The following is a 13226-nucleotide window of genomic DNA, read 5'->3' on the forward strand; positions in this document are numbered from 1 at the left end:
GCCGGGAATGGGGAATCGGGAATGGAGAATCGGAAAAGCGGTTGGCAAGTGGCTGATCGTTTGGCGGATACCGCCTTACGATTCCCCATTCCCGATTCCCGATTCCCTGCCCCACAGCAACATCGCATCGCCATACGAAAAGAAGCGATAGCGCTGCGCAATGGCGTGCTGGTAGGCCTCAAAAATACGCTCGCGACCGGCGAAAGCGGAGACCATCATCAGCAGCGTGCTTTCGGGCAGATGGAAGTTGGTGACCATCGCGTCGACGCTGCGGATGCGGTAGCCGGGCAGGATGAAGATCTGGGTTTCGCCGGCGAACGGCAGCAGTTCGCCCTCCGGGGCCGCCTCGGTGGTGCGCCAGGCGCTTTCCAGCGAGCGCACGACGGTGGTGCCCACCGCGATGACACGGCCGCCGCGCGCGCGGGTGCGGCGCACCTGTTCGACCAGCGCAGCGCCGACGTTGAGCCACTCTTTATGCATCACATGCTGATCGAGTGCGTCCACGCGCACCGGCTGAAACGTGCCGGCGCCGACATGCAGGGTGACGTGACCGAACTCGATACCGCGCTCGCGCAAACGCGCCAGCAGGTCCTCGTCGAAATGCAGGCCGGCGGTGGGCGCGGCGACCGCACCGACCTCACGCGCGAACACGGTCTGGTAGCGCTCGCGGTCTTCCAGCCCCGGCTCACGGCGAATGTAGGGCGGCAATGGCAGGCGGCCCGCCTCGGGCAGCCACTGCTCCAGCGGCAGCGGGATCTCGAAGCGCAACAGATAGAATTCGCCGTCGCGCCCCAGCACCTCGGCCTGGCCACCGGCATCGAGCGCGATCAGGCTGCCGGCCTTGGGCGACTTGCTGGCACCGATCTGCACCCGCGCCTCGCGTTCGCCGAGCAGGCGCTCGATCAGGATTTCCACCCGCCCGCCACTGGCCTTCTGCCCGAACAGCCGTGCGGGGATGACGCGGGTGTCGTTGAAGATCAGCAGATCGCCCGGCTGCAACAGCTCGGGCAGATCGCGCACCTGGCGGTCGCTGAAAGCTGCGGGCGCAGGCGACACCACCAGCAGACGGCTGGCCGCACGCTCGGCCAGCGGCGCCTGGGCGATCAATTCTTCGGGCAGCGCGTAATTGAAATCAGACTTCTTCAAGGCCGCAGGATGGATTGGCTGAGGAGCCGGGCATTGTAACTGCGGCCGGGAGTGGAGAATCGGGAATCGCAACAGATCCAGCGCGCACCCGCCACCAATTCCGCTCCCTGCCTCCCGCTCTTACGATTCCCGATTCCCGATTCCCGACTCCCCTCACCGCTCAAACTTGGTCGACAAAATGATCGAACTGGTGGTGCGCTCTACCCCGTCGATCGCGCCGATGGCGTCGGTGAGCACGTCCATCTCGTTGACGCCGCCCACCACGCCCAGGGCGATCAGGTCGTAGGCGCCGCTGACCGAATGCAGCAGGCGTACCTCGGGAATATCGCGCAGCGCCTTGACCACCGCCGGCATCTTCTTGGGCAGCACGGTGATCAGGATGTGGGCGCGGATGCGGCCTTGCTCGTAGTCGTCGTGGGTACGCACGGTGTAGCCGCTGATCACGCCATCGCGTTCGAGCTTTTCGATGCGGCTTTGCACGGTGGTGCGCGACAGCCCGAGCCGGCGCGCAATCTGGGCAGTGGACGCACGCGCGTCCTCGCGCAGCAGCGACAACAGGCGTTCGTCGGACGGGGTGATCTTCACAATGCGCATCTACTTCGGCGAATCGACGAAAATAGCGCACATCTCGTCAAAATTCACGCTGCCAAATGCCGATCCCCTGCCGATAATAGGAAGGACACCGCCACTTGCAGGAGATGCGCCATGTCCGTCCTCGCCCCGCTCGCCCCGCTGCGTGCCCACGCCGGCCGCCGCCTGACCGATGGCCTGGACGATGCGGCCATCGTGCGTCTGGCTGCCAACCACCCCGACCTGGCGCACGCCATGGACGCGGCGGCCGCCGAATACGCACACGTACGCGATGATGCCGCTGACCTGCTGGATCTCGACGAAGACGCGCAGATTGCCGCGGTGCAGGACGGCTTCATCAATTTCTACGCCGACGATGCGGTGACGCCCTACGTGGCGCTGGCTGCGCGCGGGCCGTGGGTGGTCACGCTCAAGGGCGCAGTGCTCTACGACGCCGGCGGCTACGGCATGCTGGGCTTCGGCCATACCCCGGCAGCGGTGCTGGAGGCGATGGCGCGCCCGCAGGTGATGGCCAATGTGATGACACCCAGTCTGGCGCAGCGCCGGCTGGACCGCGCCCTGCGTGCCGAGATCGGCCACACCCGTGGCGGCTGCCCGTTCGCACGTTTCATGTGCCTCAACTCCGGCTCCGAAGCGGTGGGCCTGGCGGCGCGCATCGTCGATACCAACGCCAAGCTGCACACCGACCCGGGTGCGCGGCACGCCGGGGCGACCATCAAGCGCCTGGTGGTCAAGGGCAGCTTCCATGGCCGTACCGACCGCCCGGGGCTGTATTCGGACTCCAGCCGCAAGACCTACAACAAGTATCTGGCCAGCTACCGCGACGAAGATTCGGTGATTGCGATCGCACCCTATGATGTGGCCGCCCTGGAGCGCGCTTTCGAGGAGGCAGTGCGCAACCACTGGTTTATCGAAGCGGTGTTCCTGGAACCGGTAATGGGCGAAGGCGACCCGGGGCGCGCCCTGCCGGCCGAGTTCTACGCCGCCGCACGGGCGCTCACCCGCTCGCACGGCAGCCTGCTGCTGGTGGATTCGATCCAGGCCGGCCTGCGCGCGCACGGCGTGCTGTCGGTAGTGGATTACCCCGGTTTCGAGCAACTCGACCCGCCGGATCTGGAAACCTACTCCAAGGCGCTCAACGCTGCCCAGTACCCGTTGTCGGTGCTGGCAGTGACCGAGCACGCCGCGCAGGTGTACCGCAAGGGCACCTACGGCAACACCATGACCACCAATCCGCGTGCGCTCGATGTCGCCTGCGCCACGCTGGCGTTGTTCACGCCCGCGGTGCGCGACAACATCCGCCTGCGCGGTGCGCAGGCGATTGCCAAGCTGCAGGCGCTGCAGGCGGAACTGGGTGGGCTGATCACCAAGGTGCAAGGCACCGGGCTGCTGTTTTCCTGCGAACTGGCGCCGCAGTTCAAATGCTACGGGGCCGGCTCCACCGAAGAGTGGCTGCGCCATCGCGGCGTCAATGTGATCCACGGCGGCGAGAACTCGCTGCGCTTTACGCCGCACTTTGCGATGGACGAAGACGAGCTCGATCTGCTGGTCGGCCTGATCGCACGCGCAGTAAAGGAAGGCCCGCGCCAGGTACAGGCCGAGGCCGCCTGATCGGCGACAGGTGCGCATCGGCTGCCAGCTGCAGCCGGTGCGTTGCCCGATCGGGTGTTGGATTTGCCACCCACAACCTCCTGTCTGTTCGGCATCTTGATTCGCACGGCGGCCGTTGCGCACCGCATTTGCGCGTTCGAGGAGATGTCAGGCCCTGCCAAGCCCGCATCTCGCCCGACGGTTTCACCTTGCACGACAAGTGCAAGGCGTGATGCGAAGCCAATCTGACGAGCAAGCGTTCGCTTGAATGAATCGCCATTAACGTGCTTTGCGACCCGGCTGACTCACGTCGTCCCGCGCAGTCTTCGCCCAGGTCGATGGCCGTACCATCACCACGAAAGCACGCATCAGATCGGCACTGCGCTCAACTTGCGGCGCAGATAATTGGTCACCGCACGGTGTGGCGATTTGCCGCGCCACGACGCCCAGCACAGGTGCGAGCCGACTGCGATCTGGCCGCCACGATGGCCAAGCCCGAACCAGGTGCGATCCGGATGGAACGCGTCACGCGGCGGGAACACGATGCCGGCGAACTGCCCGCCATGCGCGTTGTAGAAGCGGGTGAGTCCGCGAGGGCCGGAGATCATCGGAATCTCACGGTGGTCCTCCAGCGTTTCCGGCGCATGCACGTTGAAAATATGTTCGATGAACGCGCCCCAGAATGGATGACCCGCTTCGGAGCCGAACACGGCATTACCGATCTTGAAGTCGTCGTTGCCGAGCGCACCCTCCTCGATGGGCAACACGCAGTGCTGCGACAGGACATCCGCACCGAGCGGGCGCAGCAGCTTGTAGTCGGTGTCGAAGTAAAAACCACCATGCGCGTGCATGTACGCACACCGCGCGATGTCTGCCTTCATCACGCCAAACCGGATGCGCTCGTAGCGCTCGGCAAACTCCGGAAACGCACGTCGCATCAATTCAGAATTATCGGCATCGTCCCAGACGTGACAGCTCCATCCGGGCAACAAGCGCTGCAAGCGATCGCAAACCCGGCGCTCCTCCCACAGCAGTTGCTTGGTAGGTGCGGTCAGGTGAATGAGTTGGGGAATCATGGGGGCGACTCGGTGGGCTGGGGGAGCCGGAGCCGTCACCGAACCGCATCGGAACGGCGCATCGGTAGACGGCTTGGCCGCGCCAACCGTAGTCGCACTTTCGATGTGACGTAATTCACATTACATAATCGTTGACCATGACTTCCATCGACAGAATCTATGCCCGCGCGAAGTTACGAAACGGCTGATAAACGCGACCGATTTACGGATTAAACCTTCGCCGCTTTGTCATATCGACGGCGGCCAATGCACCGGAGCAGCCGGTCGTCAGGTGCGCATTGATGACAGGATCGGAATCGATCTCGCAGGCCGCACCGAATCCCGGCCAGTCTTCTGCGACGGTAGTCCGGCAGTTTTGTCAGCGCCAGGGTCGCAGTCGACGCCGCAGCGACTGCCATCGGTTGGATGTGCGGCGCACAGATGCGCCACGCCAGTGGCTTCTGTGCAAGGCGACCGATCGCCATCTCGCGATTGCGTCATCTCCATCGGTCGCCTGCTCACTTGCGCCCTGCCCGACTTACTCCCAGCAACGATCCGCGCGGCCCTTGAGCGTGGCGTTGCGCGGGCAATCGCGCGGTGCGATGCGCCCTTGCTCGTGTTCGATCAGCCGCTTGCCGCCGCTTGCGTCGCGTTGTAGTTCGAACGCGTCGTACAGGCGCCCGGTGGCGGTGCGCGATTCGTAGCCCAGATGCTGGTTGTCGATGCGCAGTACCTGATACAGCTGGGTGTCTTCGCCTACCGGGCGCATGGTCTTGCGGGCCATGTCCGAGAGCCGGTATTGCTTGGGCCCGGCAACCGACACCACGAACACCGGCGTGGCCTGCCCGGCCTGGTCGCCGCGCCGGCCGTAGGTGTGGTCGTGCCCCTGCAGCACCAGATCCACCTTGTGCCGGCGGATCACCGGCAACACCTGCTCGACCAGCTTTTCGTTCTCGCGATCGGCGCGCGGCGAAAAGAACGGCTGATGGATCAGTACGATCGACCACGGGTGCGGATTGTCGGCGAGGACCTTGTCCAGCCATTGCGCCTGCGCCGGCCCGGTGCCCAGGTCCAGTGCCGAGGTGCCGTCGAGCACGGCGATGCGCACGCCCTGGTAGTCGAACCAATAACTGGTGCGCGCGGTCGCCGACGGCCCGTTGCGCGGCAGTGCGAACGTCACCGGCCAATGGCTGCCCAGGAGGCGGGTGGCCTGCGGGGTGTCTTCGCCCTCTTCGTGGTACTCGTGATTGCCCGGTGCCGGCGCCACTGCAGTGCCTTCCAGCAGCCAGCGCCCGGCTTCGAACCACTCCGCCCATTCGTTGTCGTCCTGGCCGTCCTTGCCGCTGACCAGATCGCCCGCAAACAGCGCAAGACGCGCATCCGGCGCCGAGCGCCAGGCCTGGCGGATCACCCGCGACACCAGGCTGAGATTCTTGTTCTGGGTGTCGCCGAAATACAGCAGCGTCAGCGGTGTCTGCGCCGTGGCAGCGGTGCGGAAGTGATTCCACGCGCCCCAGGTGGCATGACCCTGCACGCGGTAGGCATACAGCGTGTCCGGCTTCAGTCCGTCGATGTCGGCGCGATGGTGGTGCGAGCTGCCATTTTCGCTACTCAACGTGGCGGTGCTGGCGCGAATACGCCGCGGCGTGCCGACGTCGGGCGAATCGCCGGCGATCACCAGTTCCAGCCACGGCTGATCGACGCTGGTGTCGGTGCGCCAGGCCACCGCAAAACCGGTGGCCGCGTCCTGCGCGGGCGTGGCGACGATACGGTCGGGGAAGCCATCGGCCACGTAATGGGTAGAACCGGCCGGTACCTGGATATTGGGTTCGGCGGTGCGCTCGGCGGCCAGTGCCGGGGCAGCGGCCAGTGCAAAGGCGAAGAGTGCGGCGTACAGCGCGGTGCGGACTGCGGTCACTGCGCGCACTCCTTCAGGCGCAGAGTGCGTGCAATGTCGCGCCAATCGAACGCGGCCACCGCCTGGTCGTCGTGCAGCGCATAGAACACGCCGCCGGGGAAGCGCGCATCGCCGCGCTGGTCCAGCCACACGCCATCGGTATTGGCAGTGACGCGGCCAGCGAAGGCGCCCACATGCGCCAGTGTCTTGCGGTCGAACACCTGGAACACGCTGCGGTCCTTGAACTGATCGGTGGCGATCCAGTAGCCGCTGCCATCGGCGCACTGCAGTAGGGTCAAGCCTTCGGCCTGTGCCTTGAATAACCCGGCCCCGACGTCGCGCCCGCGGTAGCGCCCGTCCATGCCGTACTCGCGCAACTGCGTGCCCACCGCGACATCTTCTTCGGCAATCAGCAGCCGCGCATTGGCCTCGTCTCCGAAGACCGACTCCGCGATGCGTACCGCACCTGCTTCGGTGGTGTCGCCAAAACTCTGCGTCAGCCGCGCCTGCCAGCCCTGCCCTGCCGCATTCAACTGATAACGACGGAAGCGCTGGCCCAGCTCGGCCAGCGGCGGCGGCTGGTCCTTGTTGGCCGGCGACATGTAGTTGTCGCTGACCACCACTTCGTAGCCGGCATCATGCTTGCGCACCCAGAGGCCATAAGGTTCGCGCAAGTCGTCCTGGCCGAACGCAGTCAGCGGTTTGAAATCCGGCAGCGAGAACACCTGCACGCGGCGGTTGTCGCGCTCGACCACGAACACCAGATCGTCGACCACGGAAATCCCGTTGGGCCGATCCAGCTTGCCCAGCGCCTTGCCCTTGCCGCCGACCACACGCAGACGCTTGCCGCTGTCGCCGTCGAACACCACCAGCGCATGCGTGGCCTTGGCCGTGGCGATCACCCAGCGGCTGCCATCGGGCGCGATCCAACTGGCCGGCGAATCCAGATTGTCGGATGGCGTCAGCGCAGTGATGAAGGCTTCCGGCACCACTTCATGCGCCACCTTCGCATCGCTGAGCGTGGGGTCGGCGAGCAGCGCTTCGTCGGCTTCGCGGTCGACCGGCCTGGTCGCGCAGCCTGCCAACAGCAGGGCGCTCGCTAGCAGCGTGGAGCGCAGCATTATGCCTGTCCGCATCACAGCGCCACCTTCAGGCCCAGCGCATAGGTGCGGCCGTACTCTTCATTTTGCAGCGTGCGCGCGGGCACGCCCTGGTACAACTCCAATGGCTCATCCAGCAGGTTCTGCGCTTCCAGATACAGGCTGACGTGGCTGTTGAACTGATAACTCATGCTGACATCCAGCTGGGTATGCGGGGCGACATAGATATCGTACGCGCGGCTCTGGCCGATGGTGTCCAGATATTCGCTGCGATACACCGCCGCCACGCGCGCACTGAAGCCGTATTTTTCATAGCCGAGATGGCCGCTGTAGATGCGCTTGGACGAGCGCGGCAGCATGAAGTCGTCGCCGGCCCGATTGCTCAGGCCCGGGTCGAAGTCGCTGTCCAGGGCGGTGGCGCTGGCACCGACCAACAGGCCATTCCAGCCTTCGGGCAGGAAGTCCAGCGTCTGCTGCCAGTTGAACTCGGCGCCGCGCACCTTGGCGGTGTCGCCATTGATCGAACGCGTCACCTGCAGGCCCGGAAATTCGGCATCGGCGGTGCTGATGGTCTGCACGATGTAATCGTCGATCGACTTGTTGAACACGCCCAGCGACACCAGGCCGGTGCTGCCGATGTATTTTTCGAACGACAGATCCAGATTGGTGGAACGATACGGGTTGAGGTCCGGGTTGCCGATGCTTACTTCTTCATCGCCGCGGTTGATGCTCACGCGCGGCGACACATCGCCGAACGACGGGCGCGACAGGGTCTTGTTGGCTGCAAACCGCAACACCCAATCGTTGCCGCTGTCGTAGCGCAGGTGCAGGCCCGGCAACACATTGGTGTAGCTGCTGGAGGCCTGGCGTGGCGTTACCGTGGCGGTGTGGCCGTTTTCGGCAACGTCCACCTGGTTGCCCGTGGCGTTGAACTGGGTGTTCTCCACGCGGACGCCGGCAATCATGCGCAACGCACCGATATCCCAGGTGCCCATCGCATAGGTGGCGAAGACGTCTTCGGTTGCGGTGTAGTCGTCCTGCAGCGACACCTGCTGGTTGCCGCCCACATCCTGCGGACGTGCGCTGTACAAGCCACCGGACGCACGCCAGTAGCGGCGCATGCCGTCCGAGCCGATGCTCTCGCCCAGCGTACCGCCGCGGTGCTCCGGTGCGGCGGTGGTCCAGCTGCTCAGATCGATCGCCGGGCCACGCCGCAGTTCCTGTTCGTTGACGTCCACATCGCGTTCGCGCCAGCGGCCGAGCACACCCATCTTCAGGCTGGAATGTTCGCCGTCGAAGCGCACATTAACCTGCGCGCTGTGCTCGCTGTCGTCCACCGTCTTGGGCGCCACCACGAAGCGGTCGAACACGAAGTCCTGGTTGCTCTGCCATCCGTTATCGGAGAAACCTAGCCGCGGGATGCCGCTGCGCTGATCCACGGTGGCCGACAGGTCATCGCCGTCGTAGTTGAAGCGCGCTTCCATTTCATCATTCACCCGCTCGGTGGTCTTGGTGTAGCCCACCTTGTAGTCCAGCGTGGCGCTGCTCAGGCGGTTTTCGCCGCCGAAACTGATCGCCGTGTTGTCTTCCTTCTTGGTGCGGTAGCGCACCCGTTTGGAGATGCTGTCCGCCGGCAGGTCGGCCACGTCGTAGGTGCCGTCGCCGTTGGCGCTCACCTCCCCATCGGCCAGCCCGAAGATGGTGCGCTGACGTGTTTCGGCATCGTCAAAACGGCTGTACAGCGAACGCAGGTAGTAGCGGTTGTCGGCGTCCGGGCGCCAGTCCAGATTGAGGTTGGCACCCATGCGGGTGCGCTCGATGAAGTACTTGCGGCGCTGCACTTCGCCGGCGAACAGGTCATCGGCCGCGCCACCGTCGAAGCTGTCGTAGGCCACTTCGGTGTTGTCCGATTCGAACTCGCGGTACTGATAGTTCACACCCACCGCCACACCGAAGGTGCCGTTGTAGATGTCGCTGTAATTGAACGCGCCCTTGGGGCTGGTCTTGCCCGACAACGACTGATGGCTGCCTTCGATCGAACCGCGCAGGGTGCGCCCGTTGCGATCGAACGCCGAGGTGGATTCCACCTGGATGGCGCCGCCGATCGAATCGCCCGGCATGTCCGGCGTGGGCGACTTCACGACCTTCAGGCGCTCGGTGGAATCGGACGGAATCACGTCCAGCGGCGCCGAACGCGTGCCGTCTTCCGGCGTCCCCATGCTCATGCCGTCGATGGTCACGCTGTTGAGCGACGAATCCAGGCCGCGGATCACCACGAAACGCCCTTCGCCCTGATCGCGGGTGACGCTGACGCCAGGCAGGCGCTGCAAGGATTCTGCAACATTCTTGTCGGGGTAACGGCCCATCGCATCGGAGGCCACTGCATCCTGGATCGCATCGGACGCGCGCTTGAGATCGACTGCGCGCTCCTGCGCTTCCAGCTGCGGGCGCACTTCCAGCCGCTCCAGATCGATGGCTGCCGCGCCGCTGGCTGCGCCGGATGCAGCAACGGCCTCTGCCGCCTGTGCCTGCGGGCCCCAGCCGGTGGTTGCCAGCGTCAGCGTGATCGCCAGGCAGAGCGGAGTCTTGTTCAACACGAGTGCTTCCCAAATCGGTTAAGAATGGGTGTGCACACTATGTCTGCGACGTTTCACCGACATGACATATGCAAGCGCGATCACATGTCATGTGTGGCAGCGCAACGCGTGGCTGCGGCACACTGTGCGTCTCTCCCGCCTGTCGCTGCCCATGAAAATCGTCGAAGTCCGCCACCCTCTCGTCCAGCACAAAATCGGCCTGCTGCGCGACGCCGCCTTGAGCACCAAGGGATTTCGCGAACTGGTCACCGAGCTGGGCACCCTGCTGGCCTACGAGGCCACCGCCAACCTGGACACCGAATCGCACGTGCAACAAGGCTGGGCCGGCCCGGTCGATGTACAGCGCATCGCCGGCGCCAAGATCACCCTGGTGCCGATCCTGCGCGCCGGCCTGGGGATGCTGCCAGGCGTGCTGGCACTGATTCCCGCCGCGCGCGTCAGCGTGGTCGGCCTGCAACGCGATGAAGAAACCCTGCAGCCGGTGCCCTACTTCGAACGCCTCACCGGCCGACTGGAAGAACGCGACGCCCTGATCCTGGACCCGATGCTGGCGACAGGCGGCACCTTGATCGCCACCATCGACATGCTCAAGCGCGCCGGCGCCCGGCGCATCAAGGGCATCTTCCTGGTCGCCGCACCGGAAGGCCTGAAGGCGCTGGAAGCGGTGCACCCAGACGTAGAGGTCTACACCGCCGCCATCGACGACCACCTCAACGAAAAGGGCTACATCCTGCCTGGCCTGGGCGATGCAGGCGATCGCATCTTCGGGACGCGGTTGGAGTGAGCTGTGGTGCCTTCACGCCCCTCTCTTTCCGGGGCGTGAAGCGACCGCATGCGCGCTATTGGCGTGCATGCCCTGGCGCACCCGCGCCGCAAGCGCGGCGGAGGCGACGCAAGCCCCTCTCCTGCGGAAGAGGATTCGGGTGAGGGTACGGCGTGTCAGTATCCTGGCCGACGCCGTATCCTCATCCGGCGCTACGCGCCACCTTCTCCCGAGGGGAGAAGGAACAGCTGCAGTGCGTCCGTGTTGACTGTGTTGCCGGCATCGCCAACAAGTTGCTGGCATAGCTAAGGGCGTTATCCAGAACTGCAACTAGCCCGACCCCTGGTACATGCAAGTAGCAGAAGCTCTTGTACGCAGGCCAGCGTGAGCTACGGCGGCGTGAGCCCCTCTCCTGCGGGAGAGGGGTTGGGGTGAGGGTGCGGCGTGCCAGTATCCTGGCCAACGCCGTCCCCTCTTCCGGCGCTACGCGCCACCTTCTCCCGATGGGAGAAGGAAAAACCGCGTCCTCGCGCTGAAGCCCGCCTCAGCGCGTCAAAGCCTGGATCGCCGCACTCACATACACCAGCGGCGCATTCCAGTTGATGGCAACTTCATTACTCGCGTAGCTGCAGGTGTCATCCAGATACGACAGCGCCGGCAACCTGGACGGATACGGCACCTTGCAGTCCTTCGCGTCCTGCTGACCCGGCTGCGGGCCGCCGGCCAGCCAGCCCGGCACCGGCGCATCGATGCCATCGGCCTCCGATGGGCGATGGTGGATATGCATCGGTGTGCGCTGGCCGACCCCGGTGACGAACGAAATCCCCAGCGGATTGCGGCCCAGGATGTAGTCCAGATGCGATTGCGCGGCATCCAGCGTCGTCCGTTGTTGGGTCAGGCGATAGCCCTGCAGCAGCATCATCGCGCGGTTGAGCACGGAGGCATTGCTGCCCCAGACGAAATCCTTGTCGGTCATGGCAAGGCGCCACGGCGATGCCTGCCATTGGTCGGTCAATTGCTGGGCCAGGCCGGTGATCTCACGCGTAATGCGCGCACGATCCGCACGTGCGGTCAGCGTGTCGCGATGCGCGGCGAGCGACATCCAGGCCAGTCCGCCCACATTGCTCCAGCCCGGCACGCTGGCCGGCACATTGCGCGCCAGCATCGCATCGTAGAAACCATCCTCGCGGGTGCTGACATACAACTCCGCCGCCGCCCACGCGAATTCGTCGTCAACCTGCGCATCGTCATAGCCGCCAGTGCGCACGTCATCGGGCTGGCGATAGATCACATCCGGATGCTGCTGCGCCCAGCTCCACGCAGCACGCGCTGCCTTCAACATGCGTGCCGACACGCCGGGGTACTGTTTTTCGAACGGCGCATACACACGGCTGGCCGCCGCCATCACCGCAGCAAAATCCAGCGTGGCCGCAGTGGCCTTCATCACCACGTAGCGTTGCTGCTTGGCCTGCTCCGGCATCACCAACCCGTCGAACTGCTTGTCGGTGAGCTTGTGGTACACCCCGCCATCGGCCGGATCCTGCATGGCCAGCATCCATTCCAGGTTCCACCAGGTTTCCTGCAGGATGCCGGGCACGCCGGGCGCGTCGTTGGGGATGGTGAGGGCCTGGGCCTTGAACAGCGCCGGATAGTGCTCATAGGCGGCCAGCAAGGTATAGGTGCTGATGCCGGAATTGACGATGTACTTGTTGTAGTCGCCGGCGTCGTACCAGCCCTTGGGCGCGCTGATCACGCTGTCGGCCGGACGCGTGGCAGACGCGGCAGAAGGATGGATGCGCACATCGGTGTCCGGGTGCCCGGCTGCACGTGCATAGCGCCCGGCGAACTGCGCCGGCAACGCAGTGCTGGCGCGGTTGAAATAAAACGCCTTGAGCGAGGCATCGACCACCGGCTGATATGCTTGCGCATCGATCGGGAATGCATCGGAGGTCGGCAACCCATCGATCCTCAACCGGTAGGTTCCCGGCGCACGCACGCTGGAGAAATCCGCCACCCGCGCCTGCTGCCCTGCCGGGGTCCACATTGCAGCAGGTTGCAACGTGCCCTGCAGCACGCTGCGGCCCTGCGCATCCTCGACCGTGAAACGGTCCGAACCCGGCGCCGCGCCCTGCGGCACCCCGACCACCGCCAGCTTGGCCGAGCCCGGCAGATAACCGAGTTGATTGACGTGGATGGCTGCACCGGCCGACGCGGCAGTTTGACTGCCGGACGTGTCGGCGGCACAGGCGACGATGGGCGATGCGATCACCATGCTGGTGAGCAGAGTCTTGAAGAGTGTCATGCCGCGATGGTGGCTGCATTGTCCGGCAGCGACAAGTCCAATCCGGGCATAGTCGATGGGTGAATCGGCATTCCCGTGGCGGTGCGAACGCTGCGACCGACCGAGCCTCATCGCATTGGCTTGATCGCCACAACGCTGCGCGCTTCGATCAGCCACCAGCGTTAGGCGCCTCGCGTGCAATCCCA

Annotated in this window: 9 protein-coding genes; 2 read left to right on the forward strand and 7 right to left on the reverse strand. The window is 65.0% G+C overall.

Annotated features, from left to right (window positions below; translation table 11 throughout):
* Positions 1–75: 75 nt before the first annotated feature.
* On the reverse strand, positions 76–1146 hold the full coding sequence (gene queA, locus BJD12_RS03590) for a tRNA preQ1(34) S-adenosylmethionine ribosyltransferase-isomerase QueA (protein WP_005990459.1): 1071 nt from the start codon (positions 1144–1146) through the stop codon (positions 76–78).
* Positions 1147–1299: 153 nt separating this feature from the next.
* Positions 1300–1731: an Lrp/AsnC family transcriptional regulator gene (locus tag BJD12_RS03595; protein ID WP_039412949.1), complete on the reverse strand. Its 432-nt coding sequence runs from the start codon at positions 1729–1731 to the stop codon at positions 1300–1302.
* A 120-nt stretch (positions 1732–1851) separates the two neighbouring features.
* Between BJD12_RS03595 and BJD12_RS03600 the strand changes: the two genes are divergently transcribed.
* Entirely contained in the window at positions 1852–3348 is a 1497-nt protein-coding gene (locus BJD12_RS03600; protein WP_005990464.1) for an aminotransferase class III-fold pyridoxal phosphate-dependent enzyme, read from the forward strand.
* A 347-nt stretch (positions 3349–3695) separates the two neighbouring features.
* Here the strand turns inward: BJD12_RS03600 and BJD12_RS03605 are convergent, their stop codons facing one another.
* The 4 genes from BJD12_RS03605 to BJD12_RS03620 form a co-directional block, all read right to left on the reverse strand.
* Complete coding sequence (locus BJD12_RS03605) at positions 3696–4403, reverse strand: glycosyltransferase family 32 protein (protein WP_039420406.1); 708 nt, start codon at positions 4401–4403, stop codon at positions 3696–3698.
* 517 nt (positions 4404–4920) lie between these two features.
* Positions 4921–6300 (reverse strand): purple acid phosphatase family protein, encoded by a 1380-nt coding sequence (locus tag BJD12_RS03610; RefSeq protein WP_042827797.1) that lies wholly within the window; start codon positions 6298–6300, stop codon positions 4921–4923.
* Entirely contained in the window at positions 6297–7400 is a 1104-nt protein-coding gene (locus BJD12_RS03615; protein ID WP_005990469.1) for a phytase, read from the reverse strand. Before BJD12_RS03615 ends, BJD12_RS03610 begins: the two co-directional genes overlap by 4 nt.
* A 14-nt stretch (positions 7401–7414) precedes the next feature.
* The gene (locus tag BJD12_RS03620; RefSeq protein ID WP_005990471.1) at positions 7415–9976 is read right to left on the reverse strand and encodes a TonB-dependent receptor; all 2562 of its coding nucleotides are present in this window, start codon (positions 9974–9976) and stop codon (positions 7415–7417) included.
* Positions 9977–10127: 151 nt separating this feature from the next.
* Here BJD12_RS03620 and upp point away from each other — a divergent pair, with 151 nt between their 5' ends.
* Positions 10128–10760: a uracil phosphoribosyltransferase gene (gene upp / locus BJD12_RS03625; protein WP_039420472.1), complete on the forward strand. Its 633-nt coding sequence runs from the start codon at positions 10128–10130 to the stop codon at positions 10758–10760.
* 523 nt (positions 10761–11283) lie between these two features.
* Here the strand turns inward: upp and BJD12_RS03630 are convergent.
* Positions 11284–13041, reverse strand: a complete 1758-nt coding sequence (locus BJD12_RS03630) for a glycoside hydrolase family 9 protein (RefSeq protein ID WP_005990475.1) — start codon at positions 13039–13041, stop codon at positions 11284–11286.
* Positions 13042–13226 lie beyond the last annotated feature (185 nt).

It is taken from the genome of Xanthomonas vesicatoria ATCC 35937, assembly GCF_001908725.1.
GTDB classification, from domain to species: domain Bacteria; phylum Pseudomonadota; class Gammaproteobacteria; order Xanthomonadales; family Xanthomonadaceae; genus Xanthomonas; species Xanthomonas vesicatoria.

Excerpts from the sequence above, each read along its gene's own strand:
- upp (WP_039420472.1), top strand. The coding sequence starts at position 10,128 with ATGAAAATCGTCGAAGTCCGCCACCCTCTCGTCCAGCACAAAATCGGC.
- BJD12_RS03630 (WP_005990475.1), bottom strand. The coding sequence starts at position 13,041 with ATGACACTCTTCAAGACTCTGCTCACCAGCATGGTGATCGCATCGCCC.
- BJD12_RS03605 (WP_039420406.1), bottom strand. The coding sequence starts at position 4,403 with ATGATTCCCCAACTCATTCACCTGACCGCACCTACCAAGCAACTGCTG.
- BJD12_RS03615 (WP_005990469.1), bottom strand. The coding sequence starts at position 7,400 with ATGCTGCGCTCCACGCTGCTAGCGAGCGCCCTGCTGTTGGCAGGCTGC.
- BJD12_RS03600 (WP_005990464.1), top strand. The coding sequence starts at position 1,852 with ATGTCCGTCCTCGCCCCGCTCGCCCCGCTGCGTGCCCACGCCGGCCGC.